This is a genomic window from Bacteroides zoogleoformans, assembly GCF_002998435.1.
GTDB lineage: Bacteria > Bacteroidota > Bacteroidia > Bacteroidales > Bacteroidaceae > Bacteroides > Bacteroides zoogleoformans.
The window spans coordinates 1,939,428-1,965,619 of record NZ_CP027231.1 but is presented as its reverse complement, the minus strand read 5'-3'; the positions used below and the strand labels follow the sequence as shown (position 1 = coordinate 1,965,619).

Genomic DNA, 26,192 nt, shown 5'->3' with positions numbered 1-26,192 from the left:
AAGACCATGAGCAACCTATAATTCTTTCAATGCCTCTATCGCCAACCGGTAAGAGTCTAAGCCGAAGCCCAGAATCACTCCCTTGCAGGCGCAGGAAATCATCGATACGTGGCGGAACGCTTCGCGTGCATGCACATTGGAAATATGCACCTCCACCACCGGAGAAGTAACCGCGCGGATGGCGTCGTGCAGCGCTATGGATGTATGGGTATAGGCCCCTGCATTCAGGATAATGCCGTCTGCATCGAAACCCGCTTGCTGAATCTTGTCTATCAATTCTCCTTCGATGTTGGACTGAAAATAGTCAATTTCCACATCGGCATATCTTTTACGAAGGCCGTCGAGGTAGTCTTCGAAAGTAACACTGCCATAAACGGAAGGTTCGCGTTTGCCCAAGAGATTTATATTGGGGCCGTTGATAATCTGTATTCTCATAACACGTTTTTTTTATACCTTTGTCCCGGTCGGGACTGCTCCGCATCTGCTCCGTATCCGCTCCGGTTCAGCTCCGTATCAGCTCCGTATATATGGATGCGGAGAAACCACGGATCAAGTATGGCTCTGACACGGCTTTGATACATCCCGATTGTATTCAGTCGAAATCTGCAAAGAAGACGCGAACGGCAAGGCGACGGCAGAATTTGTCATGTTTTCGCCCTGCTCACGAGCATCGTCTTTGCGGTGCAAAGGTAGGAAAAAGAAATGGAATCAGAAGAAAAAACAAAAAATAAGGAAAAGCAGGCGCTGATAATCAGGAAGTACCGTCAATACCTGAAATTGGAAAAAGCCCTTTCGCTCAATACGCAAGATGCTTATCTGAGGGATTTGGAGAAGTTGCTTCATTTCCTTGAAGAAGAAAACAAAAGTTTTCTCGACACGACCTTGGACGATCTGCATCGGTTTGCCGCCGGTTTGCACGACATCGGCATTCATCCCCGTTCGCAGGCGCGCATCTTGTCGGGAGTAAAATCGTTTTTCCATTTTCTCGTCATGGCCGATTATCTGGAAAGTGATCCCGGCGAACTGCTCGAAGGTCCTAAAATAGGACTCAAACTGCCCGAAGTGCTGACATTGGAGGAGATAGACCTTATCATCAGTACCGTGGACTTGAGTAAAAACGAAGGACAGCGCAACAGAGCCATCCTCGAAACGTTGTATAGCTGTGGGTTGCGCGTGTCGGAACTCTGCAACCTGAAAATTTCCGACCTCTATTTTGAGGAGGGCTTTATCAAAGTAGAGGGAAAGGGTGGCAAACAACGCCTTGTCCCCATCTCTCCGCGTGCCATCAAAGAAATTGAGAAGTGGCTCATGGATCGTAATCAGGGTAAAATCAAGAAGGAGTTCGAAGACTATCTGTTTCTGGCACGTTGGGGAAACAAAATTTCGCGCATCATGATATTCCACCTGATCAAAGAACTGGCCGACAAGGCCGGTATCACCAAAAACATCAGTCCGCACACCTTCCGTCACTCCTTTGCCACCCACTTGCTGGAAGGAGGAGCCAATCTTCGCGCCATACAATGTATGCTCGGGCATGAATCCATCGCAACGACAGAACTTTATACACACGTCGATCGCAACAGGTTGCGCAGTGAAATCATCGAGCATCATCCTCGCAACATAAAATATCGCGAGAAGCAAAGGATTCATTAAATTATGGTAAAAAGGGTCTTGAGGTTAACAAACTCTAAGAAGATTTAGTATCTTTGCATTGCTGTGTTCATGCTTGATGAGGCATAATTGCGGAATGGAAAAATTTATTTTACAAACAAAATAATTAATATCTGAAATGACTAAAAAATTGTATCTGCCTTTTTTAATGGCAATGGTTGTTGCATTGCTGACATCGTGCAGCAGTAAGATGGGTGAATTGTCTTCGGACTACTTCACAGTGACTCCTCAGGTTTTGGAAGCCGTAGGTGGTAAAGTTCCCGTTACTATCAATGGAAAATTTCCTGAAAGATATTTCAATAAAAAAGCTGTAGTAGAAGTAACTCCCGTATTGAGATGGGACGGTGGTGAAGCCAAAGGCCGCTCGGCTATGTTCCAAGGTGAGAAAGTAGAAGGTAATGACCAGGCCATTTCTTACAAGATGGGTGGCAACTACACTATGAAAGCTTCTTTCGACTATGTTCCGGAAATGGCTAAATCAGAACTCTATCTGGAATTCAAAGCCACCATCGGAAACAAGAAGGTGAACATCCCTGCCGTGAAAGTGGCCGACGGTGTCATCTCTACTTCCGAATTGATTGGCAAGACATTGGGCAGCGCCAACCCGGCCAACGGAGACGATGCTTTCCAACGTATCATCAAAGAGAAACACGATGCCAACATCATGTTCTTGATTCAACAAGCCAACGTACGCGCCGGCGAACTGAAGACTGCCAAAGCATTCGGCAATGAGGTGAAGAGCGTAAATGATGCCGCCAACAAGAAAATCAGTAACATTGAAATTTCTGCATACGCTTCTCCCGATGGTGGTGTAAGCCTGAACACCACATTGGCCGCGAACCGTCAGGACAATACAGCCAAAGTTATCAATCAGGATCTGAAGAAAGCCAAGATTGATGCAGCGGTAGATACCAAATATACGGCTCAGGACTGGGAAGGTTTCCAAGAACTGGTTTCCAAATCGAATATCCAGGACAAAGAATTGATTCTGCGTGTTCTTTCTATGTATGCCGATCCGGAGCAAAGAGAACAGGAAATCAAAAACATCTCTTCGGTATACAAAACCTTGGCTGACGAAGTGCTTCCGCAATTGCGTCGTTCTCGTCTGACTTTGAACTATGAAATCATCGGTAAGTCTGACGAAGAAATAGCAAAGCTTGCCGACAGCGATGCCAAGCAACTGAACATCGAAGAACTGCTGTATGCCACTACTCTGACTAAGGATGCAGGCAAGCAAGAAGCTATCTTCACTAAGGCTACTCAAATCTATCCCAACGATTTCCGTGCTTACAACAATCTTGGTAAGTTGGCATATCAAGCCGGTAACCTTGACAAGGCTGAAAGCTATTTCAAGAAAGCTGCCGCTATCAAGGATGCTCCCGAAGTGAATACCAACCTTGGATTGATTGCATTGAACAAGGGTGATAAGAGCGCTGCTGAAAGTTTCTTAGGCAAAGCCTCCGGTGCCAAAGCGCTGAACGAAGCGTTAGGCAATTTGTATGTTGCCCAAGGTCAATACGACAGAGCCGTAAACGCATTTGCCGATACGAAAACCAACAGTGCAGCTTTGGCTCAAATTTTGGCTAAAGACTACAACAAGGCAAAGAATACGCTGGCTGCCATCGAGAAACCGGATGCTTATACGGATTATCTGATGGCCGTGCTCGGTGCAAGAACCAACAATGCTTCCATGGTGACCAACAGCCTGAAGAATGCTGTTGCAAAAGAGCCTGCATTGGCCAAGAAGGCGGCTTCCGACCTGGAATTCACCAAGTTCTTTACGAACTCCACTTTTATGGATATCATCAAATAATATAAGGTGAAGCTTGAAAAAAGGAGATGCCCGGTATAGAGATATGCCGGGCATTTTATCAAAATAACGTACTTTCGCAGCAGGTATCAGAAAAAAGTAACAGGAATGAAGAAAATCTATCTCGCATGCTTTCTGTTTTCCATACTGTCCGCTTGTGGCAGCAGGACAACGGACTCCGTCCGCCTCAGCGGCGAAATCAAAGGATTGGGGAATGACACTCTCTACATTTATGGTACGGACAATCTGTATGACCGCACGGATACATTGATTGTCACGAACGACAAATTCTCCGCAACACTTGCAATGGATACGTTGGTGACCGTATGGCTGCAATTCGGCGACGGCACCGAATATCCGCTCTATCTGAACAAAGGAGATGAAATCAAGATAAGCGGTTCTGCCGCCGAACTTTCCTGCCTGGAGATAACGGGAAATGCTCCCAACGAAGAGTTGACCGCCTTCTTGAAAGACCTGAAAGGCATAAGCGCTTCCTCGGAAAAAGCTTTGGAGGAAAAGGCCGAAGCTTTCATCGAAAGCCATCCGACATCTCCCGCAAGTATCTACCTGCTGGAAAAATACTTCGTGCAGAAACCGCATCCGGACTTTGCTCTTATAAAAAAACTGACAGATCGTATGAGCGGAGAGTTGAAAGACCGCCCTTACGTGAGCGAATTGATGACTCTTATACAGGAAGAAGAAAGGGTATCTGTGGGGAAAGTGCTTCCATACGTTTCTTTGCCCAATGCCAAAGGTGTGTCAGTCAGTCGTACCGGGTTTAAGGATAAACATCTGCTGATACACTTCTGGGCGTCGTGGGACTTGAAAAGCGTGGAAAACAATGCTGCCTTGCGTCGAATCTACAAGAAAGAAAAAAAGAACAAGGCATTTGCCCTTTGGGGCATCTCTTTGGATGTGGACAAGAAAGCATGGGAGGATGCTATCGGTAACGATACGTTGACATGGGAGCAATGTTGTGACTTCTTGGGTTGGAACACACCGATTGTCAAACAGCTTTCCATACATGCACTGCCTGCCAACCTGCTGATTTCCCCTTCCGGTAGGATAGAAGGCAGGAACCTGACAACGGAAGAGATAGTGAAGAAGCTGGAAGAATTGAAACAAAAAGAAAAATAGATTACACGCATGCTCATTAAAGTTTTCGGAGCGGCTGTTCAAGGTATCGATGCCACCCTTATCACCATCGAAGTCAGTAGCTCCAGAGGTTGTATGTTCTATCTGGTAGGTCTGCCGGATGTTGCCGTCAAAGAAAGTCAGCAGCGCATACGCTCCGCCCTGCAGGAGAATGGTTACCGGATGCCTACATGTACGCTCACCATCAACATGGCGCCGGCCGACATACGCAAGGAGGGATCCGCTTACGACCTCCCTCTGGCCATAGGCATGCTTGCTGCCAACGAAATAGTGCAACCGGACAAACTGGCAGACTATCTACTCATGGGAGAGCTTGGTTTAGACGGAAGCCTGCAACCCATCAAAGGGGCGCTACCCATTGCCATCAAAGCAAGAGAGCTGGGATTCAAAGGAATGATCGTGCCTCGGCAGAATGCCCGTGAGGCAGCGGTAGTCAACAACTTAGTTGTGTATGGAGCGGACAATATAAAGGAGGTCATCGAGTTCTTTAATGCCAAGCGAGAACTGACGCCCACCATTGTGAACACACGCGAGGAGTTCTATAGCCGGCAAAGCAGTTTTGAGGCGGATTTTGCTGATGTGAAAGGGCAGGAGAACGTGAAGCGTGCCTTGGAAGTGGCCGCGGCGGGCGGACATAACATCCTGCTCATCGGTGCTCCGGGCAGTGGAAAGTCCATGCTTGCCAAGCGGCTTCCATCCATACTGCCTCCTTTGTCGCTGGGCGAGAGCCTTGAAACGACCAAGATACATTCCGTGGCCGGCAAGCTGGGACAGAATGGCGGGCTAATCTCCAAACGTCCTTTTCAGAGTCCGCATCACACCATTTCCACGGTAGCCATGACCGGTGGCGGCAGCTTTCCGCAGCCCGGCGAAATCAGTCTGGCGCACAATGGCGTACTCTTTCTGGATGAACTTCCGGAGTTTAACCGCAATGTGCTCGAAGTGCTTCGGCAGCCGTTGGAAGACCGTAAAATCACTATTTCGCGCGTGAAGTGCAACGTGGAATATCCTGCCGGGCTGATGCTCGTGGCGGCCATGAATCCTTGTCCTTGCGGTTATTACAACCATCCCACGAAAGCCTGTGTATGCAGCCCGGGACAAGTGCAGAAATACCTCAACCGAATTTCCGGTCCCTTGCTCGATCGCATAGACCTTCAGGTGGAAGTCATTCCCGTACCTTTCGACAAGATTTCCGATGCCCGTCCGGGTGAGGCGAGTGCCGCCATCCGCGAACGCGTGGTACGTGCCCGGTCAATACAGGAAAAAAGATATGCCGAACTTCCCGGTATCTACTGCAATGCGCAGATGAGCAGTAAGCTCCTCTCTCTCTATGCCCGTCCTGACGAACGGGGACTGGCTTTGCTGAAAAATGCCATGAACCGTCTCAATCTTTCGGCACGTGCTTACGACCGTATATTGAAGGTTGCCCGTACCATTGCCGACCTTGAAGGCTGTGAGACCATCCAGCCGGCGCATCTGGCAGAAGCCATCGGATACAGAAATCTGGATAGGGAAGACTGGGCAGGATGAGATGATAGTTAGAGATATATTTCACCAACAAGGTTTTCTTATACTATGCCAAGATGAGTTTTTAGTCTTCAAATATGAGTGAGCTTCTCCAACGTAGACTGATCCTTGCGTTCTCCAAAGAATATTTGCAGACATTCTGCAAATATATCATTCGGAGATATTGCATCAAACAAGGTCATTGATGATTGTAATTTCAATGCGTCAATGTTGCTACCCATTACAATACCGGCAGTTTTATCATGATGCTTTAACAACTCTGTCGTGATTTCCCTTAATCTTTTTCCAAGAACCGGATGTGACAAATATTTCCGGGCTTCTTCCATATCTTCAATGCCATAGTACTCTGAATTATAACTATGTCCCAACCCTTTCAACTGTGGGAATATGAACCAAATCCAATGAGTTCTCTTCTGTCCGGCGCGTATTTCGTCCAATGCAATATTATAAGTATTCCATTGCTCTTGAGCTTTTATAAATCTTTCCATATCCTTTTTGAAAAGGGGTATTAACCCCAATGGCCTTTGAATTTTAATCAGATTCATCAAAAAAAAGAAAATCTTCGTCATCTGTGCCATGTGCTTCTGAGAAATTCAGGAACACGACTTACTTATTCCCTTGCATGCGGATAATCAATCGTGTAGTGCAGTCCGCGACTTTCCTTGCGCTCCATGGCTTGTTTCGTTATCAGGTAGCCCACGTTGATCATGTTACGCAGTTCGCACAGTTCACGGGTGGCTTTGGTGCGCTTGAAGAGGGCTTCAGTCTCCTCGTAAAGGATGTCCAGGCGGTTCCAAGCGCGTGTCAGACGGAGGTTGCTGCGCACGATACCCACGTAAGCTTCCATAATCTGGTTCACCTCTTTCATGCTCTGCGTGATGAGCACACGCTCTTCGGTGGAGATGGTTCCTTCGTCGTTCCATTCGGGGATGTCTTCGTTGAAGTCGTAACGCTCCAGCACGCTCAGCGCATGTCTGGCAGCCGCATCGGCATAAACCACGGCCTCTATCAGCGAGTTGCTGGCCAGACGGTTTCCGCCGTGCAGGCCGGTGCAGGAACATTCGCCGATGGCATAGAGGCGGCGGATGCTCGACTGTCCGTCGAGGTCTACCTTGATTCCTCCGCAAAGATAGTGGGCGGCAGGAGCCACCGGAATGTAGTCTTTGGTGATATCGACGCCGATGCTGAGGCATTTCTTGTAGATATTGGGGAAGTGCCGTTTGGTTTCTTCGGGGTTTTTGTGCGTCACGTCCAAATAGACATGCTCGTCGCCCCGTTGCTTCATTTCGTTGTCGATGGCTCGTGCCACGATGTCGCGTGGAGCCAGCGAGAGGCGCGGGTCGTACTTCTGCATGAATTCTTTCCCGTCCATGGTGCGGAGCACGCCGCCATAGCCACGCATGGCCTCGGTGATGAGGAAGGCGGGACGGTCGCCCGGATGGTAAAGGGCGGTGGGGTGGAACTGGATAAACTCCATATCTTTTACGATGCCTTTGGCACGGTAGACCATGGCAATGCCGTCGCCCGTGGCTACCAACGGGTTGGTAGTGTTGCGGTAGACGGCTTCGCAACCGCCCGTGGCCATGACGGTGACTTTCGACAGGAAAGTGTCTACTTCGCCGCTCCGCTCGTTCAGCACATATGCGCCGTAGCACTTGATGCCGGGGGTATGGCGGGTGACGATGATTCCCTGATGGTGCTGGGTGATGATTTCCACGGCATAGTGGTCGGTGAAGACGGTGATGTCGGGATGCCGTTTCACTGCTTCAATCAGGCTGGTCTGTATCTCTGCGCCCGTATTATCCTTATGGTGGAGGATGCGGAATTCGGAGTGGCCGCCCTCTTTGTGCAGGTCGAACTCTCCGTTCTCTTTCTTGTCGAAGTTCACGCCCCATTTGATGAGTTCGCCGATTTGTTCGGGGGCATTGCGCACTACTTTTTCCACGGCCTCGCGGTCGCTTATCCAGTCGCCTGCAATCAGGGTGTCTTCGATGTGCTTCTCGAAATTGTCTATGCCCAGATTAGTGACAGAGGCGATGCCTCCTTGCGCATAATAGGTATTTGCCTCTTCCAGACCGGCTTTGCAGACGAGAGCTACCGTTCCCTTATGTGCCACTTTCAGCGCAAAACTCATACCGGCAATCCCGGAACCGATAACGAGGAAATCGTACTTTCTTACCATACGTTTTATGTCTTTTGATATGGCAAAGATAGTGTAAAGCTCTTAAAAACATTCATCTCAGCTGCAAAAAACGGAGAAAATCTTTGCCCTGCCAAACAGTTTCAAGGCAGCATCGGACCGATGGCATCGAAGATGCGATACAACTCTTCTTTCGTTTCGGCCCGCAACATGGCTATCCGCATATCGCGGAAGTTGGGAATGCCTTTGAACAAGGGACTGGCCGCCAGGTGGCGGCGCACATGTAGAATGCCCCGGCGCTCGTCCAGCAACCGGACACTGTCTTCCACTTCTTGGCACAACACGTTCAGCTGCCACTCGGAGCTGAGCGGGGGCAACTCTTCGCCGGTTTCCAGATAGTGCCTCACTTCTTTGAAGAACCACGGGCGGCCGAAGCTGGCACGACCTATCATGACGGCATCCACCCCGTAAAGGTCGAAACATTCTTTAGCCCGCCGGGGGGTGGTGACGTCGCCGTTGCCGATGATGGGGATGCGCATGCGCGGGTTTCTCTTTACCTCGCCGATAAGTGTCCAGTCGGCCTCGCCGGTGTACATCTGCGCACGGGTACGTCCGTGTATGGTAAGGGCGGCGATGCCGCAATCTTGCAGTTGTTCGGCCAGGGTGACAATGATTTTATGGTCGGCATCCCATCCGAGGCGTGTTTTCACAGTGACAGGTATCTTCACGGCATCTACCACCGCACGGGTGATTTCGAGCATAAGCGGAACGTTTTGCAACATTCCGGCGCCGGCACCTTTGCCTGCCACGCGCTTCACGGGACAGCCGAAGTTGATGTCGAGAATGTCGGGGCGGGCTTGCTCTACAATACGGGCGGCTTCTGCCATCGTATCCGTGTCCTTTCCGTATATTTGTATGGCTACGGGACGCTCCCGGTCGCTGATTTTCAGCTTCTGTTGGGTTTTGCTCACCGAACGTATCAGTGCATCGGCAGACACAAATTCGGTATATACCATATCTGCACCGAACTGCTTGCACATCAGGCGAAAAGCTGGGTCGGTGACGTCTTCCATAGGGGCGAGAAATATGGGGCGGACACCCAAATCCATATCGGCTATCTTCATGCGTAATCAGGTTTTTCGGGCAAAGTTAATCATTCGTAAGATAAAAAGAGCTACCTTTGCCTTGTTAAATAAAAGAGTATTCATCCATTAACGATAACTAACGATAACCCAAATGAAAAAGTTTTTCTTCATGGCAACGGTGTGCATCGCCATGCTGTCGCTTCAACCGACCGGCGCTTATGCACAAGAAACAAACAGTAAGTACAAGGAAACCCTTTATAAAATGCTGGATAAATCAGGAGGCTTGGAGTCCGTGAGGCTGATGATTCCGCAACTTGTAAACATGATGAAGCAGCAGGCTGCATCGCAACCCGACTCTTTCTGGGAAGACTTCACCAAGCGCTGGACACAGCTGTTCATCGACAAGATGGTGGAGGGCATCACCCCTATTTACCAAAAACTCCTTACGCTGAAAGATTTGGAAGACATTTTGGCTTTCTACGACACTCCTGCCGGGCAGAAGTTGTCTGCCAGTACGCCTGTCATGGCTAAAGAAGTCATGCCGATAGGACAACAGATTGGTACGGAAATCGGTCAGCAGATGCAGAATGAAATTGCCAACATGGTAAGTAAATAATCACTTCCCTTTTCATTGTTATGAATACATCCCGCCTTTCCGATTTCGAGATAATGGCTCCCGTCGGTTCGCGCGAATCCCTTGCCGCAGCCGTACAGGCAGGTGCCGACTCCATATACTTCGGCATCGAGAACCTGAACATGCGCGCCCGCTCGGCGAATACCTTTACGATAGACGACCTGCGGGAGATAGCCCGCACATGCGACGAACACGGCATGAAGAGCTATCTGACGGTAAACACCATCATCTACGACAATGACCTCCCCCTGATGCGCACCATTGTGGATGCCGCCAAGGCCGCAGGTATCTCTGCCGTGATTGCGGCCGATGTGGCGGTGATGGACTATGCCCGCAGCATCGGGCAGGAAGTACACCTCAGCACGCAGCTCAACATCTCCAACGTGGAGGCGCTCCGTTTCTATGCCCGCTTTGCCGATGTGGTGGTGCTGGCACGCGAACTCAATCTGGAGCAGGTAGCGGAAATCTACCGGCACATCCGGGAAGAGAACATCTGCGGACCGGGCGGCGAACAGATACGCATCGAAATGTTCTGCCACGGCGCGCTCTGCATGGCCGTGAGCGGCAAGTGCTACCTCTCGCTGCACGAAATGAATCACTCCGCCAACCGGGGTGCCTGCATGCAGGTGTGCCGCCGTAGCTACACCGTGCGCGACAAGGAAACCGATGTGGAACTGGAGGTAGACAACCAGTACATCATGTCGCCCAAAGACCTGAAGACCATCCACTTCATGAACAAGATGCTGGACGCCGGCGTGCGCGTGTTCAAGATTGAAGGCCGCGCCCGCGGGCCCGAGTACGTGCGCACGGTGGTGGAATGCTATAAAGAGGCCATTCGAGCCTACGTGGAAGGCACCTTCACCGACGAGAAGATTGCCGGGTGGGACGAGCGGCTGAAGACCGTCTTCAACCGTGGATTCTGGGACGGGTATTACTTGGGACAGCGCTTGGGCGAGTGGACCAAGAACTACGGTTCGGCCGCCACGGAGCGCAAGATTTATGTGGGCAAAGGCATACGTTACTTCGGCAATATCGGGGTGGCCGAGTTTCTGGTGGAAGCCGCCGAAGTCAGCGTAGGCGACAAACTGCTGATAACAGGCCCCACCACGGGAGCGGAATTCCTCACACTGGACGAAGCCCGTGTAGATCTGAAGCCGGTGCCCACGGTGAGGAAAGGAGAGCATTTCTCGATGAAATCGCCCAAAATACGCCCCAGCGACAAACTCTACAAACTGGTCAGCGTGGAAGAACTGAAGAAGTTCAAAGGACTGGATGTGGAGAAGCAGCGGGGATGACCGATGAAAAACCTGTAAATCAGTGAAATCGTCGTAATCTCGCCGAGGAGTCAATGATAAAGAAGGTTCAGTAGAACCTCGATAAAGAAGTTATGGAAAAGTATATATATGAACTGAAAATGAAGGTGCGCGACTATGAGTGCGACCTTCAAGGCATTGTAAACAATGCCAACTACCAGCACTATCTGGAACATACGCGTCATGAATTTCTGATTTCGGCAGGCGCCGACTTCGCCAAACTGCACGCAGAGGGCATCGACCCCGTGGTGGCGCGCATCAGCATGGCCTTCAAGACCCCGCTGAAGAGCGGTGACGAGTTCGTCTGCAAGCTCTACATGCGGAAAGAGGGCATCAAGTACGTCTTCTATCAGGACATCTTCCGGGCAATCGACGGCAAGGTATCTCTGAAAGGCGTGGTAGAAACCGTCTGTGTGGTGAATGGCCGCCTGACCGACAGCAGCCGTTTCGATGCACTCTTTGCCCCCTACTTGCAAGGAGAATAAAACTCGTTTATAAAAGCCTTTAAACCTTGGTTGACACAGACACAGGTTCTTATCGTGACAGATATAAGTGTTTGTTACAACTAAAAATAGTCTTTGTCAGCCAAGGCTTGACTGTTGCAGAAACAACCCCATCGATGAACAGCGAAGAACAGCTTTGCAGCATAGCCCTTACACTCTGCCCCGGCATCGGGCATGTAGGGGCGAAACGCTTGATAGACTCCATGGGCAGTGCCGCCGAAGTATTCCGCCGGCGGAAGGAACTGCCTGAAATCATATCCGAAGCAAGTGCCGGCGTGGTTGCTGCGCTTGATTGTCCCGCCGCTTTCGCGCGTGCCGGACAGGAATTGGAGTTTGTGGAAAAGAACCGCCTGACATGTCTGACCCTGAAGGATGAAGCTTACCCCGGTCGTCTGCGTGAATGCGACGACGCCCCTGTTGTGCTGTTCTTCAAAGGGAACGTCGATTTCAACCGGCTGCACGTCATCAATATGGTAGGAACCCGCCGGGCTACGGACTACGGCAAGCAATTCTGTGCCGACTTCCTGCACGACCTCGCCACCCTCTGTCCCGATGTGCTTGTGGTAAGCGGATTAGCTTATGGCATCGACATTCACGCCCATCGCGCGGCTTTGGCAAACGGACTGTCTACGGTTGCCGTCCTTGCCCACGGTCTGGATCGTCTCTATCCCTATGTACATCGTAAAACGGCGGTGGACATGCTGACCGACGGCGGTTTGCTGACCGAATTCCTCACCGGAACCAATCCCGACCGATACAACTTTGTCAGCCGTAACCGCATCGTGGCAGGCATGTGCGACGCCACCATCGTGGTAGAATCGGCTGCCAAAGGTGGTTCGCTCATTACAGCAGACTTGGCCGAAGGTTATCACAGAGATTGTTTTGCCGTTCCCGGGCGCATCACAGACACTGCTTCCACCGGTTGCAACAGGCTGATACGCGACAGTAAGGCTGCCCTTATTCAGACTGCGGAGGAGTTTGTGCAAGCCATGAGCTGGAGCACCACAACACACGAAGCGGTTCGTGCGGAAGGCATCCAGCGCAACCTCTTCCCGGAACTGTCGGAAGAGGAAGAGCGGGTGGTGCACATCCTTGCCCGGAAAGGAGACCTGCACATCAACGCATTGGTAGTGGAGAGCAACATTCCGGTGAACCGCATGAGCGCCCTGCTGTTCGAGCTGGAAATGAAAGGAGTGGCGAAAGCGATGCCGGGCGATGTCTATCATCTGTTGGCAAGAAGTTGACGGGCCTACTTTCTTGCCCCTCCCCTTCCGTATTTCATGACGAAGGCTTCCGGCCGGTCGGTAGCCACGATGTCCACACCGAGCTCCACCGCTTTCCGGTTGGCATCCGTCTTATCATCCAAACCTAACACCAATGCTGCCACTTGCAGGTTGTGTGCACGGCATCGCCGCACAAATTCCGGTGTCAACGAGTCGATATGCACTACAATGATATCGGGCTTCAGTTCGTCAATCACATGCTCCAGCAGGTCGATGCTCCTGACGTAAGCTTGCAGTGTTTTCACCTCGGGTGCAATGGTTCTGAATCGCTTTGCGTCGCTTTCTTCATAAAAAGAGAAGTTGCAATTTTCCAGCATGCCCTCCTCCTTTATCAGTTTCAGAAGTTTATGCATGTCGCCATCTCTGAAGTCCACTACGAGCTTCATTCCACTTTGTTTGGCCTTGCGCAGCAAGTCGGCAAAGCGCGGCACACGCTGTCCGGCAAATTCCGGTCCGAACCATGAGCCTGCATCCAGCGTGTCGATGTAGGCAGACAGACGCTCTTTGATAAGCCCTGTCCCATTGGTGGTGCGGTCCAACGTAGAATCGTGCAGAAGGTAGAACACGCTGTCTTTGCTGATGCGGACATCACACTCTATATTGCCCACGGCATACTTGATGCATGAGTCCGCCGAAGCCATCGTGTTTTCGGGAGCAATGGCATCGGCACCGCGATGCCCGCTTGCCAAAGGCACCTTGTCAAACCGGACAGACTGCCGGGAAGCATAAAAGATGGCCGACGACAGACTGATTACACACAATATGTATAAAGATTTCTTCATGTTTCAGGATAAATGGTTTAGAAATTCTGCGAAAATAGAATATTTTTATGATTTGGTGAAACATAGATGGCTATCTTTTTATCTTTTATAAGCAAACTCTTAATAAACGTTTGTGTGTCTTGACTTATCTTATGAAATGTACTCCGTTCTCTTTCCGCGAAACATGGGGCCTGTGGACAGAGATGCCGTAGATGCGGCGTTTTTTTCCTATATTTGCACCCATATGCATAAAATCGGTAAAAGAATACATCATTGTCTCCGCAGATTTCCTCAAGAGCTCCGAGATACAAGTAAAGGAGAAGAATCCTTTGACGGGTATATGCCGCAAGGAACCGTATCTGCGGATATGACAACGAAGAACAAGTCGGATAATCGTCTCGCAATGGCATTGCGGAGTGTGTCGGTCGTCTTGTCTGTCACTCTCTGCACAGCCTCGTTGCAGGCTCAACCGGTCGATTCCGTGAAGTTGTCGTTTCCGGACAGCATGGCCGTACAACGTCTCAACGCTTCTCCTTCCGCGAAACATACTTTCCGGTCTGATATGTCGTGTGTGAGTCTGCCATGGATTATTGCAGGGCTCCTTCTCCGCAATGACAAAGCAAATTTTCGCGAAGTGCGCAACAAATTTCTATATAACTTCCACCATACGGCCGACAACTATTCGCAATACGCCCCGCTTGCCATTGCCACGGGTCTTAAACTGGCCGGTTACGAGGGACGCAGCCGTTGGGACCGTTACGGCGTAAGCGCGGGAGCCTCTTATGCCGTCATGGCCGCATTGGTCAACGGAATGAAATACAGCATAAAGGAGCTGCGCCCCGATGGTTCCACACACAACTCTTTCCCATCGGGGCATACTGCCACGGCTTTTGTCGCCGCAACCATTCTGCACAAGGAATACGGCATGACGCGCAACCCTTGGATAAGTATTGCCGGATATGCGCTGGCCACTGCCACAGGATGCATGCGTGTGCTCAATAACCGCCATTGGATCAGCGACACCTTTGCCGGAGCAGGCATCGGAATCCTCTCCACGGAGCTGGGGTATGCCATCGGCGACCTCTTCTTCAAAGATAAAGGAGTGCAGTGTGGTGACATTGAACGCCCGAACAATCTGTATCGGTATCCGTCGTTCTTCAATGTACATCTGGGCGTAGGATTGGGGGCACAGTCGCTCGATCTCATTGCGGTCAATCCCGACCTTGCCGACTATTACGAAGAGCATTCCGTCAGAAAGCTCAAATTCAGTCAGGCCACCGTGGTAGGTGCAGAAGGGGCTTATTTCTTCAGCCCTTACTTCGGCATTGGAGGACGAATGAGGGTCAACTCGAGGTTGGTGAAGAATTGGAATGATTTCGCCCGAAGTCCGATCGGTGATTTGTCACAACTGGATCCGAGGCTGGAGGGTTTCATCGACAAATATGAGCTGAACGTAGAATCCGACCGCCTCTCCGAATTCTCCTTATCCGCCGGAGCCTATTTCAGTCTGCCGCTCACACCGAGGTTGGCGCTCGGCACAAAACTGCTCGTAGGCAGAAACTACACGCAGGGCATAGATATAAACGCCCGTGTAGCCGGACAAAAGCGAGACATCGACATGTCGTACGAAGAGGTAAACGGAAGGCCCCTCCTTATGTATGAAATAAAAGGAGACAGCCATCAGGGAGGAGAAAAATATGAAACCGAATGGAATTATCTCAGCGTGAAGGGAGGCAAGTCGATGGAAGTGGGCACGGGAGTGTCCCTTACCTATGCCTACAAGTCCCTCATGGCATTCAAGTTCTTTCTCGATTACGATTTCACCCGCAAACGCTACGAAATCAACTATGCACCCACATACTTTATGAAAGCTGCTGCCCGAAATCTTACTTTCGACGGCCGCCCGGCCAATGCCGACGACTATATCACCCCATACACGATGCGTATCCCCAAGAATATGTCGAAGTTCGTCTTGGGAGGCGCCTTTTGTGTCACGTTCTAAGAGCCGGCTTTCAGGACTAAAAAAGACTCCTCTGCCGGGAAAGCCGGAAGAGGAGTCTCCAGTGTTATTAATCAAATATAAAAGGCAAATCAGTCTTTCAGCTTCGCAATGATAAAGTCTCGGTTCAAACGGGCGATGTTGCTGATGGAGATGTTTTTCGGACATTCTGCCTCGCAAGCGCGGGTATTCGTACAGTTACCGAATCCTAATTCATCCATCTTGCTCAGCATGGCTTTGGCACGACGCAACGCTTCCGGCTTACCTTGAGGCAGCAGATTGAGCTGGCTCACCTTGGCAGACACGAACAACATGGCCGAACCGTTCTTGCAGGCAGCCACACAGGCACCGCAACCAATGCACGAAGCTGCATCCATTGCCTCATCGGCAATGGGCTTCGGAATCAGGATGGCGTTGGCGTCTTGAGGAGCACCCGTACGCACGCTCACGTATCCGCCGGCTTGCATAATCTTGTCGTAGGCAGTACGATCCACCATCAAGTCCTTGATGACCGGAAAGCCGGCCGAACGCCACGGTTCTACGGTGATGGTATCGCCGTCCTTGAAACGGCGCATGTAAATCTGGCAGGTAGTGGCACCTGTTGCCGGGCCGTGCGGATGTCCGTTGATGTAGAGCGAACACATACCGCAGATACCCTCGCGGCAGTCGTGGTCGAACACCACCGGCTCTTCGCCTTTGGCAATCAGCATCTCGTTCAAGATATCCAGCATTTCCAAAAAAGAGGTGTCGCCCGGAATGTCTTTCATTTCATATTCTTTAAAAGCGCCCTTTGCCTTCGGACCGGCCTGGCGCCAAACTCTCAGTTTGAATGATATATTTTTATCCATTTCTTTTAGTCTTTAAAGGTTGAACATCTGTTAGCTCTTATAGTTACGAGTCTGCACTTTGATGGCTTCGTAAACCAGCGGTTCTTTCAGCAATACCGGAGCTTTTTCGTCCGAACCCTGATACTCCCAACAAGCCACATAGAAGAAGTTTTCGTCGTCGCGCTTGGCTTCGCCTTCCTCCGTCTGATACTCTTCGCGGAAGTGTCCACCGCAACTTTCATCACGGTTCAAGGCGTCATAAGCCACCAACTCGCCCATGATGATGAAGTCGTACAGACGGATGGCTTTGTCAAGCTCTACGTTCATGCCTTCCTTGCTGCCCGGAATGAAGAGATTGGTCTCGAATTCCTTGCGAATTTCTTTCATCTTGGCTAAACCTTCTTTCAAACCTTCGGCCGTACGTCCCATACCTACGTATTCCCACATTACGTGTCCTAATTCCTTGTGGATAGAGTCTACCGACTTCTTGCCCTTGATGTTCATCATCCAGTCGATTTTGTCCTGAATGGCTTTCTCTGCGGCCACGAATTCAGGCAGGTCGGTAGAGAAGCGCGGAACGGTAATCTGGTCTGCCAGATAGTTCTGAATGGTGTAAGGCAATACGAAGTAACCGTCGGCCAATCCCTGCATCAACGCAGAAGCACCGAGTCGGTTGGCACCGTGGTCGGAGAAGTTGCATTCGCCGATGGCGAACAGACCCTTGATGGAAGTCATCAGTTCGTAGTCCACCCAGATACCGCCCATGGTATAGTGGATGGCCGGATAAATCATCATAGGATTGTCGTACGGGCTGACGTCGGTGATTTCCTCGTACATATCGAAGAGGTTTCCGTAGCGTTGAGCCACCACATCCTTGCCCAAACGGTTGATGGCATCGCTGAAGTCGAGGAATACAGCCAGACCGGTGTTGTTCACGCCGAAGCCTTTGTCACAGCGTTCTTTGGCTGCACGGCTGGCCACGTCGCGCGGCACGAGGTTACCGAATGCCGGATAACGACGTTCCAAGTAGTAGTCACGATCTTCTTCGGGGATGTCTTTTCCTTGCAATGTGCCTTCTTGCAGTTTCTTGGCGTCTTCTATCTTTTTCGGCACCCAGATGCGGCCGTCGTTACGCAAAGACTCCGACATCAGCGTCAGTTTAGACTGCTTGTCGCCATGAACGGGGATGCAAGTGGGGTGAATCTGCACATAAGCCGGATTGGCGAACCAAGCTCCCTTGCGGTAGCAAGACACGGCTGCCGTACAGTTACAAGTCATGGCGTTGGTAGATAGGAAGTAAGCGTTGCCATATCCTCCGGTAGCAATGACCACTGCATGGGCTGCAAAGCGTTCCAGCTTGCCGGTCACTAAATTCTTGGCGATGATGCCGCGTGCACGTCCGTCCACAAGAACAACATCTTCCATTTCGTAGCGAGTGTATAGCTTCACCGTGCCGGCATTGACCTGACGGCTCAATGCCGAGTATGCACCCAGCAGCAGTTGCTGTCCGGTTTGACCTTTGGCGTAGAATGTACGCGAAACCTGCGCGCCACCGAAAGAGCGGTTATCCAGCAAGCCGCCATATTCGCGGGCGAAAGGCACACCTTGTGCCACGCACTGGTCGATAATGCTGTTCGAAACTTCGGCCAAGCGGTAAACGTTGGCTTCGCGGGCACGATAGTCGCCGCCCTTCACTGTATCGTAGAACAGACGGTAAATGGAGTCGCCGTCATTTTGATAATTCTTTGCTGCGTTGATACCACCTTGTGCGGCGATGGAGTGCGCACGGCGCGGAGAGTCCTGAATGCAGAAGTTGAATACTCTGAAACCCATTTCACCGAGCGAAGCGGCTGCGGATGCGCCTGCAAGTCCGGTTCCTACTACGATGATGTCCAGACGACGTTTGTTGGCGGGGTTTACAAGTTTTTGGTGAGCTTTATAGTTAGTCCATTTCTCAGCTACCGGTCCTTCGGGTATTTTAGAATCGATCTTAGTCATAATGCATTTTTCATTTTAGTCATTTACAATTTAATTTTAGCAAGTGCCGCACAATGATTTTACAAAGAATACGACAACTACCAGAGCGAAGCCTGCAACGATGATGGTAGAATAGATGTTGGAAACACATTTCCAACGCTCAATCCATACTTTGTTGTTCCAGCCCAACGACTGCATGGAGCTCCAGAATCCGTGTGTCAGGTGGAACCACAATGCCGCCAACCAGATGAGATAAAGCACTACGAATACCGGATTGCTGAATGTGTTCTGAATGTGATGAACGCCATTGGCAGCATACGCCATTGTCAGTGTGTCGGTGTGCATGCCCATTTGGTGCATCAACTCGGGAAGTTGCATCTTCGACCAGAAATTCATTAAGTGCAGCCCCAGACCGACAAAAACGATAATACCCAGCACGAGCATGTTTTGTGAAGCCCATTCCACGTTTTTAGGTTTTTCCACCACCTCGTACCGTTCGCTACCGCGTGCCCTGCGGTTTTGTATTGTCAGCCAGAAAGCGTAGATGATGTGAATGACGAATAGGGCAGCCAGACCCGCTGTGGCTACCAGCGCGTACCAGTTTGCTCCCAAGAACTCACAAACCATGTTGTATCCATTAGCCGAAACCAATGCTACAAGGTTCATCGCCATGTGAAACGTTAGAAACAGGACAAGGGCGATGCCGGTAACGCTCATCACCACTTTCCTTCCTACAGATGAATTACTTAACCACATAAATGATTGAATTTAAGTTATTTAATAGTTAGAAAAAATATTCGTTGAAGATTCTGTCGCTATTCTCTCGCAAAAATAGATGAAAAACCTTGATTAAGCAAGGAATTAAAGAAATTATTCCATAATAAGGAAGGGGTATGCGAAGCCCGTGGAACGAGCAAAGTAAACTACCGCGATTTATCTGTTCCTGACAAACGTTTTCTGAGATTACGGGGGGTATCACCAAAGGAATCTTTACAAAAATGTGCAAAATGGGACAGAGAGTCAAAGCCATATCGGGAGCTGATGACCGATATGCGCTGTTTGGTATATTGCAGATCGTTCAAAATGCCTTCGCGTTTCTTGTCCAGAATCCATTCGTACACAGGCACTCCATACATGTTTTTAAACAAGCGTCGGAAAGTGGTGGTGGTATATCCGCCAAGATGTGCAAACTCTTCTACATTTTTCACCTTGTCGTAATTCTGCATCACAAAGTACTGGAAGCTTTCCGTATACGTGCTGATGGGGTAAAAGAAAGAACAGATTTGGGGCAGCGGATAGTAGCACGTAAGGATGTACACCAATTCCTGACATTTTATTTCAAGATATTTACCGCAGGCATAGGGCTGTTCTTTGAGGTAGGCAACCAAGAAAGTCAACTGGTTACGCAGTGCGGCAATTGCGGTCAGTGGGGTATAGGTCAATGGAGCTTCCGAACGTTCCAATATCTCTCTGTAACGTTCCTCACACAGTATCGGAAGTTCGGTAAACCAATATGTAATGTATTCCACTTCCGTCAGAGCCAGTAACTCGACTTTGGAGCCGATGGCCTGCAAAATGATTTGTCCATTTTGCAGGGTGGTGCCGGGGTATTCTTGGCTGTTTATAAGCAATTCGCCTTGCAACATAAAGATCATGCAGTTCTGGGCCAACTTCTCGGCAGGAAAATGCTGTCCCTTGGAATAATGGTGATAAACCAATACTCCCTCTGACTTTTGAGGACATTCATTACAATTAATCTGTCGGTTGCAGTAAGTTTCCAATCCCATGAAATAAATAGCGAATTATAATAAACTGTTTGACAAAGATAGAGTTTTTTGTGAAAACTCTATCAGTTTATTCTATCTTTGCGCCAAACCAATAAGTTAATTGATGAAAAGAAATTCCGTTTATTCATCTTATCGTTTCCTCGTACTTCCCTTCATTCAATATCTTCAGTGCCTGCTGCACGCTGCTGTTGGTGGCATTCATCACTTGAAAGTACTCGTTCATATCCCATAGGTCGCGGGCAATCAGAGCTTTGAGTTGCGTCTTGATTAGCGGTAACGAGCGGCTGTACTGCTCTTCGCTGAAAGCGATTTTCTCGTTGTCGGCCAGCGTGCGCAGCTCCGCAAGGAACTCGTTGTCTATCTCGAACTTTTCATTGAATGCCTCAAATTTCCTATAGAGGTTCTGCAGCTCTTTCCTGCGCTTCTCAATATATTTTGCAACTCCTTTGATGACCACACCTTTAGCCACGAGATTACGGTGATAGTCCGTATATTGGGTGGTGTCTATCGGCACAAAGAAATCGGGCATGATGCCTCCGCCCCCATAGACGATGCGCTCCATGCGCTTTGTCCGGACTTTCAGCGAGTCGGCAAAGTGGATGCTGTCTGCATGAATCATTTCCCCATGATTGAAGCGGTCTATCAACTCCTGATTGTATTTTTCCTGACCGCCTTCTCCGCCCGTCCGGCTGTCAAGATTGGAGGTGCTGTCGTACGGTTTCTGAATACAACGTCCCGACGGGGTGTAATAGCGAGCCACGGTGAGGCGTATCATCGAACCGTCGGGCAGGTCGAGAGGACGTTGTACCAGCCCTTTACCGAAGGTGCGGCGGCCTACCACCACTCCTCTGTCCCAGTCTTGCACGGCACCGGTCACGATTTCGCTGGCCGAAGCAGAATACTCGTCAACCAACACGACAAGGCGTCCCTGCTCGAAGTTGCCCGTTCCTTTGGCAAAGAAATCGCTGCGGCGCGCAGCTCTTCCTTCGGTATAGACTATCAACTCTTTTTGTTGCAGGAATTCATTGGCAAGGTCGATGGCGGCATTCAAATAGCCTCCCCCGTTTCCTTGCAGGTCGAGAATCAAATCTTTCATACCTTTCTTCTGCAAGGCTTTCAATGCTTTTACAAACTCCTTGGCAGTGGTCGCTCCGAAACGGTTGACGCGTATGTAGCCGGTCTGCGGCTGTATCATGTACGAGGCGTCCAGACTGAGAATGGGTATTTTGTCGCGCTTCACTGTGAAAAACAAGGAATCGTCCACGCCACGGCGCACCACAGTCAGCTTCACTTCCGAATCCTTCGGGCCGCGCAAACGGGCCATGATGTCTTCCGTGCTCATCTTTACCCCTGCGATGGCACTGTCGTTGACAGCCACAATACGGTCGCCGGCAAGAATGCCCACCTTTTCCGAAGGGCCGTTGCTCACGGGTTGTATGACGAGCAGCGTGTCTTCTATCATCTGAAACTGCACGCCGATGCCCTCGAAATTTCCTTGCAACGGCTCATTCATCTTCTTCACTTCTTCGGCGTTGCTGTAGGTAGAGTGCGGGTCGAGCTGCGCCAGCATCCTGATGATGGCCTCTTCTACCAGCTTGTTTTCGTCCACTTTATCTACATAAAGGTTGGTAATGGCAAACTCGGCCATTTGCAATTTGCGCAAGGCTTCGTTGTTCGGATTCTGCGCCTGCACCGTCGCAAGGCACAGGCATGCTGTGATAAACAGTATTTTCTTCATATCGTTTCTTCTATTTCCGCTCAGCCACCGGTATTTCCATTCCTTTCGGCAGAAACATGCTGATGTCTTTGCCGAACTGCAACAACTCGCGTACGGTGGTGGAGCTGACGCACGTCAGTTCCGGTTCGGTAAAGAGCAGGATGGTTTCAATCCCCGTCAGCTTGCGGTTGATGTCGGCAATGGTCTCCTCGTACTCGAAATCTTTCACGGTACGAATGCCGCGGATAATCAGGTTGGCATCTACCTGATTGGCAAAGTCTATGGTGAGGTTGTCATAGCATTGCACCCTGACGCGCGGTTGGTCTCGGTAATAGTCGCGTATCATCTGCTCGCGCTGTTCGAGGGGAAAATACGTGTTCTTGTTCTCGTTGATGCCGATGCCGATCACTATCTCGTCTATGAATGTCAGTGCACGGTTCACCACCGAAGCATGTCCGATGGTAAAGGGGTCGAACGTTCCCGGGAAAATGGCTCTTCTCATGATGCTAAATCTTCTTCTATAACCAGATTGTTGATGATAAAGGTTTGCCGCTCCATAGTGTTCTTTCCCATGTAGAATTCCAACAAATCCTTCACGAGGTCTGTCTTGCGCAGGGATACCTGCTCCAGTCGCATGTCCTTGCCGATGAAGAACTTGAACTCGTCGGGCGAGATTTCTCCCAATCCTTTGAAGCGTGTGATTTCGGGGTTGGGACCCAGCTCGTCGATGGCTTTCACACGTTCTTCTTCCGTGTAGCAGTAATCGGTCTTTTTCTTGTTGCGCACGCGGAACAGGGGAGTCTGCAGGATGTAAACGTGCCCCTTCTTTATCAAGTCCGGAAAGAACTGCAGGAAGAAGGTGATGATGAGCAGGCGTATGTGCATGCCGTCCACATCGGCATCGGTGGCCACGATTACTTTGTTGTAGCGCAGTCCTTCTATGCCGTCTTCTATGTTCAAGGCAGCCTGCAGCAGGTTGAATTCTTCGTTTTCGTACACCACTTTCTTGGTCAGTCCGTAAGAGTTGAGCGGTTTTCCCCGCAAGCTGAATACGGCCTGTGTGTTTACGTCGCGGCTTTTGGTGATGGAGCCGCTGGCAGAGTCTCCCTCGGTGATGAAGATGCACGACTCTTCTTCTTGCGCTTTTCCTTTGCCGTCGCTCAGGTGGTAGCGGCAGTCGCGCAGCTTGCGGTTGTGCAGGTTGGCTTTCTTGGCGCGTTCGCGTGCCAGCTTGGTTACTCCGGCAATGGCTTTGCGCTCTTTCTCGGAGTCTTGTATCTTTTGCAGCATCACTTCGCTGACAAGCGGATGCTTGTGCAGGTAGTTATCCACCTCGGTCTTGATAAAGTCGCCCACATATTTGTTCACCGTGGGGCCTGCGGCTTTCTGCTCTTGAGGTACGGCGGGCCACATGTTGTTGCTGCCCAGCTTCGTCTTGGTCTGGCTTTCGAACATCGGTTCTTCCACGTCGATGGCAATGGCGGCCACCAATCCGTTGCGGATGTCGGCATAGTCCTGATTCTTGTTGAAGAACTCCTTGATGGTGCGTGCGATGTGCTCTTTCAAGGCAGATTGATGCGTTCCGCCTTGCGTGGTGTGCTGTCCGTTGACGAAGGAGTAATACTCTTCGCCGTACTGATTGGTGTGTGTAAAAGCGATTTCGATGTCCTCTCCCTTCAGGTGGATGATGTCGTAAAGGCCTTCGCTGGTCATGTTGTCCTTCAGCAAGTCCTCCAATCCGTGGCGGGAGACGATGCGCTGTCCGTTATATATAAAGGTAAGCCCGGTATTGAGGTACGTATAGTTGCGCAGCAGCCCTTCCACGAACTGGTTTTGGAAAGAGTAGTTGAGGAAAAGCTCACCGTCCGGCTCGAAGAAGATGTAAGTTCCGTTCTCCTCGGTGGTATCTTGGGTGGTGTCGGTTTGCAGCGCTCCCCGCTCGAAGGTGGCGGAACGTACTATGCCGTCTCGATAACTGCGCACCTCGAAGCGTGCGCTCAGCGCATTGACGGCCTTGATGCCCACGCCGTTCAGTCCGACACTTTTCTTGAAGGCTTTCGAGTCGTACTTGCCGCCGGTATTCAGTTTGCTGACGGCTTCTATCAGTTTGCCTTGCGGGATGCCGCGACCGTAGTCGCGCACGCTGACGCGCAGACTGTCTTCGATGCTGACTTCAATCTTCTTTCCCGCTCCCATCTTGAACTCGTCGATGCTGTTGTCCATCACTTCCTTCAGCAGTACGTAGATGCCGTCGTCGCTTTGCGAGCCGTCGCCCAGCCGGCCTATGTACATGCCGGAACGTACACGGATGTGCTCCATGTCGTCAAGGTGGCGGATGTTGTCGTCGGTATATTCTACGGTAGAAATCGCGGAGTTTTCCGGTAGGTTATTCTTATTCTCGGTCAGTGACGTGGTCTTGCTGTTTTCTTCCATGATTATATTTTCGATACTTCCGGTTGATAGCTCAAATAAGAGAGGATGAGGCTCATGAAGCAGAGCCGGCATCCCCTCGCTTTGCGCAAAAGTAATCAGAAAATCGGAGGTTCGCAAAGAAACGGATATTTTTTGGAGTTTTTAGAACTTGTTTCTACAAGCTCTTGGTTCTCACCGGATCTCTTTCACGAAACAGCGTCTGCGTTTGTGTTGTTCTGTCTTGAAGTATTCCCACTGTGCCTGTACCTTACCGTTCATCTCCAGTTCGGGGTTGCTTTCGGCATACTCGAAGCCGAGCTTTCGATAGATGGGTATGAGGTCGGAGAAGAGCAGCGCGTTGACGCCCTTGTTCTGGTATTCGGGCTTCACGGCCACAAGCAGCAAGTCCAGAATCTTGGGATATCGTTTCAGGAAGATGGTTTTGCCCAGATAATACCAGCCGAGGGGCAGCAGGCGTCCGCTGCTCTTCTGCAGAGCCCTGGACAGCGAGGGCATGGATAGACCAACGGCTATCAGACGGTCGTCGGCATCGGTGATAAGCGTCACCATGCGCAGGTCGATGATGGGCAGGTACATCCTGATGTACTGGTCTATCTGCCTTTGCGAGAGGGCAGAGTAGCCATAGAGCGGCCTATAGGCCTCGTTCATCAGTTCGAAAATGGCTTGCCCGTATCTCTTGGCGAGTGTCCGGGCCGAGGTACATTTCACCACGTTCAGGTTGTATTTGCGCTGAATAAGCTCGGAGATGCGTTTATGCTTGTCGGGGATGTCCTCGGGGATGTAGATTTTATATTCCACCCAGTCGGCATCTTTTTCAAAGCCCAAGCGCTCTATGTGCGTAGGGTAGTAGGGATAGTTGTAGGTGGTGGACATGGTGCTGAGCTGGTCGAAGCCTTCGATGAGCATGCCCTCGGCGTCGAAGTCGGTGAAGCCCAGCGGACCTTGTATGTGTGTCATGCCCCGTTCCTTGCCCCATTGCTCCACGGTGTTCATGAGGGCCTCGGACACTTCGGAGTCGTCGATGAAGTCTATCCATCCGAAGCGCACATCTTTCTTGTTCCACGTCCGGTTGGCCTTGTGGTTGATGATGGCTGCCACGCGCCCCACAATTTCGCCGTCGCGCAAGGCGAGGAAGTAATCGGCTTCGCAGAACTCGAAAGCGGCATTTTTCTTCTTGTTGAAAGTGTTCAGCATATCGTCGAAGAGATCGGGCACGGAGTAGGGATTTGTTTTGTATAATCGGTAATTGAATCGGATGAACTTCTCCAACTCTCTTCTTGTAGAAACTTTTCTAATTGTAATAGCCATATCTGTATATTGTTATGCGGCGCAAAGATACTTGATTCTCCTTAAAAAGAGATATATATGGTTCGAAAAAAAGAGGCAGGCATGTACAAACTCTGTTGCCTCATCCTATAGCTTCGCAGGCGGGCGCTTCAAAGCCGTGTCTGCTCCGTGTCTGCTCCTTATCATCTCCGTATCTATAGATGCGGAGGTTATACGGAGGTTATACGGAGGTTATGCGGAGGTTATGCGGAGGTTATGCGGAGGATGTACGGAGCAGGATGGT

22 protein-coding genes are annotated in these 26,192 nt (G+C 50.4%); 9 read left to right on the top strand and 13 right to left on the bottom strand.

All coding sequences use genetic code 11. From position 1 onward, the window contains the following. Positions 1-15: 15 nt before the first annotated feature. On the bottom strand, positions 16-435 hold the full coding sequence (gene aroQ, locus C4H11_RS08165) for a type II 3-dehydroquinate dehydratase (RefSeq protein ID WP_106041220.1): 420 nt from the start codon (positions 433-435) through the stop codon (positions 16-18). 267 nt (positions 436-702) lie between these two features. On the opposite strand from aroQ, the gene xerD reads away from it, so the two are divergent. The 4 genes from xerD to C4H11_RS08145 all read left to right on the top strand — a co-directional run bounded on the left by xerD (position 703) and on the right by C4H11_RS08145 (position 6,166). Further along, positions 703-1,653: a site-specific tyrosine recombinase XerD gene (gene xerD, locus C4H11_RS08160; RefSeq protein WP_106041219.1), complete on the top strand. Its 951-nt coding sequence runs from the start codon at positions 703-705 to the stop codon at positions 1,651-1,653. Positions 1,654-1,789: 136 nt separating this feature from the next. Further along, positions 1,790-3,484 carry a tetratricopeptide repeat protein gene (locus tag C4H11_RS08155; protein ID WP_106041218.1) on the top strand — a complete coding sequence of 565 codons (1,695 nt, stop codon included), beginning with the start codon at positions 1,790-1,792 and terminating at the stop codon, positions 3,482-3,484. Between the two features lie 105 nt (positions 3,485-3,589). Beyond that, the gene (locus tag C4H11_RS08150) at positions 3,590-4,618 is read left to right on the top strand and encodes a TlpA disulfide reductase family protein (RefSeq protein WP_106041217.1); all 1,029 of its coding nucleotides are present in this window, start codon (positions 3,590-3,592) and stop codon (positions 4,616-4,618) included. 9 nt (positions 4,619-4,627) lie between these two features. Further along, positions 4,628-6,166, top strand: a complete 1,539-nt coding sequence (locus C4H11_RS08145) for a YifB family Mg chelatase-like AAA ATPase (RefSeq protein WP_106041216.1) — start codon at positions 4,628-4,630, stop codon at positions 6,164-6,166. 68 nt (positions 6,167-6,234) lie between these two features. Here C4H11_RS08145 and C4H11_RS08140 read toward each other — a convergent pair whose 3' ends face one another. From C4H11_RS08140 to dusB, 3 genes are all read right to left on the bottom strand, one after another. Then, entirely contained in the window at positions 6,235-6,651 is a 417-nt protein-coding gene (locus C4H11_RS08140) for a DUF1810 domain-containing protein (protein WP_234819803.1), read from the bottom strand. 122 nt (positions 6,652-6,773) lie between these two features. Further along, on the bottom strand, positions 6,774-8,345 hold the full coding sequence (nadB, locus tag C4H11_RS08135; RefSeq protein ID WP_106041215.1) for an L-aspartate oxidase: 1,572 nt from the start codon (positions 8,343-8,345) through the stop codon (positions 6,774-6,776). 101 nt (positions 8,346-8,446) lie between these two features. Beyond that, entirely contained in the window at positions 8,447-9,427 is a 981-nt protein-coding gene (gene dusB, locus C4H11_RS08130) for a tRNA dihydrouridine synthase DusB (protein WP_106041214.1), read from the bottom strand. A gap of 112 nt (positions 9,428-9,539) precedes the next feature. Here dusB and C4H11_RS08125 point away from each other — a divergent pair, with 112 nt between their 5' ends. From C4H11_RS08125 to dprA, 4 genes are all read left to right on the top strand, one after another. Beyond that, positions 9,540-10,004 carry a DUF2059 domain-containing protein gene (locus C4H11_RS08125; protein WP_106041213.1) on the top strand — a complete coding sequence of 155 codons (465 nt, stop codon included), beginning with the start codon at positions 9,540-9,542 and terminating at the stop codon, positions 10,002-10,004. Positions 10,005-10,024: 20 nt separating this feature from the next. Beyond that, on the top strand, positions 10,025-11,317 hold the full coding sequence (locus C4H11_RS08120; RefSeq protein WP_106041212.1) for a peptidase U32 family protein: 1,293 nt from the start codon (positions 10,025-10,027) through the stop codon (positions 11,315-11,317). Positions 11,318-11,409: 92 nt separating this feature from the next. Then, complete coding sequence (locus C4H11_RS08115; protein ID WP_106041211.1) at positions 11,410-11,820, top strand: acyl-CoA thioesterase; 411 nt, start codon at positions 11,410-11,412, stop codon at positions 11,818-11,820. A 134-nt stretch (positions 11,821-11,954) separates the two neighbouring features. Further along, positions 11,955-13,082: a DNA-processing protein DprA gene (dprA, locus tag C4H11_RS08110; protein WP_106041210.1), complete on the top strand. Its 1,128-nt coding sequence runs from the start codon at positions 11,955-11,957 to the stop codon at positions 13,080-13,082. Positions 13,083-13,087: 5 nt separating this feature from the next. On the opposite strand, the gene C4H11_RS08105 is transcribed toward dprA, so the two are convergent. Further along, positions 13,088-13,903, bottom strand: a complete 816-nt coding sequence (locus tag C4H11_RS08105; RefSeq protein ID WP_106041209.1) for a glycerophosphodiester phosphodiesterase — start codon at positions 13,901-13,903, stop codon at positions 13,088-13,090. A gap of 346 nt (positions 13,904-14,249) precedes the next feature. On the opposite strand from C4H11_RS08105, the gene C4H11_RS08100 reads away from it, so the two are divergent. Continuing rightward, positions 14,250-15,884: a phosphatase PAP2 family protein gene (locus tag C4H11_RS08100; RefSeq protein WP_234819802.1), complete on the top strand. Its 1,635-nt coding sequence runs from the start codon at positions 14,250-14,252 to the stop codon at positions 15,882-15,884. A gap of 89 nt (positions 15,885-15,973) precedes the next feature. Here C4H11_RS08100 and C4H11_RS08095 read toward each other — a convergent pair whose 3' ends face one another. The 8 genes from C4H11_RS08095 to C4H11_RS08060 all read right to left on the bottom strand — a co-directional run bounded on the left by C4H11_RS08095 (position 15,974) and on the right by C4H11_RS08060 (position 25,930). Beyond that, on the bottom strand, positions 15,974-16,729 hold the full coding sequence (locus C4H11_RS08095) for a succinate dehydrogenase/fumarate reductase iron-sulfur subunit (RefSeq protein WP_106041207.1): 756 nt from the start codon (positions 16,727-16,729) through the stop codon (positions 15,974-15,976). Positions 16,730-16,759: 30 nt separating this feature from the next. Further along, positions 16,760-18,706: a fumarate reductase/succinate dehydrogenase flavoprotein subunit gene (locus C4H11_RS08090; protein WP_106041206.1), complete on the bottom strand. Its 1,947-nt coding sequence runs from the start codon at positions 18,704-18,706 to the stop codon at positions 16,760-16,762. A gap of 36 nt (positions 18,707-18,742) precedes the next feature. Next, positions 18,743-19,441, bottom strand: coding sequence for a succinate dehydrogenase/fumarate reductase cytochrome b subunit (locus tag C4H11_RS08085; protein ID WP_106041205.1), 699 nt, complete (start codon positions 19,439-19,441; stop codon positions 18,743-18,745). Positions 19,442-19,608: 167 nt separating this feature from the next. Then, positions 19,609-20,472 carry a helix-turn-helix domain-containing protein gene (locus tag C4H11_RS08080; protein WP_106041204.1) on the bottom strand — a complete coding sequence of 288 codons (864 nt, stop codon included), beginning with the start codon at positions 20,470-20,472 and terminating at the stop codon, positions 19,609-19,611. A 124-nt stretch (positions 20,473-20,596) separates the two neighbouring features. After that, a complete protein-coding gene (locus tag C4H11_RS08075; protein WP_106041203.1) occupies positions 20,597-22,210 on the bottom strand; it encodes a S41 family peptidase in 1,614 nt (537 codons plus the stop codon). A 10-nt stretch (positions 22,211-22,220) separates the two neighbouring features. Beyond that, the gene (gene coaD, locus C4H11_RS08070) at positions 22,221-22,691 is read right to left on the bottom strand and encodes a pantetheine-phosphate adenylyltransferase (protein ID WP_106041202.1); all 471 of its coding nucleotides are present in this window, start codon (positions 22,689-22,691) and stop codon (positions 22,221-22,223) included. After that, entirely contained in the window at positions 22,688-24,622 is a 1,935-nt protein-coding gene (locus C4H11_RS08065; RefSeq protein WP_234819801.1) for a DNA topoisomerase IV subunit B, read from the bottom strand. The genes coaD and C4H11_RS08065 overlap by 4 nt, the downstream gene beginning before the upstream one ends. Before the next feature lie 171 nt (positions 24,623-24,793). Further along, entirely contained in the window at positions 24,794-25,930 is a 1,137-nt protein-coding gene (locus C4H11_RS08060; RefSeq protein ID WP_106041201.1) for an N-acetyltransferase, read from the bottom strand. Between the last annotated feature and the right edge of the window lie 262 nt (positions 25,931-26,192).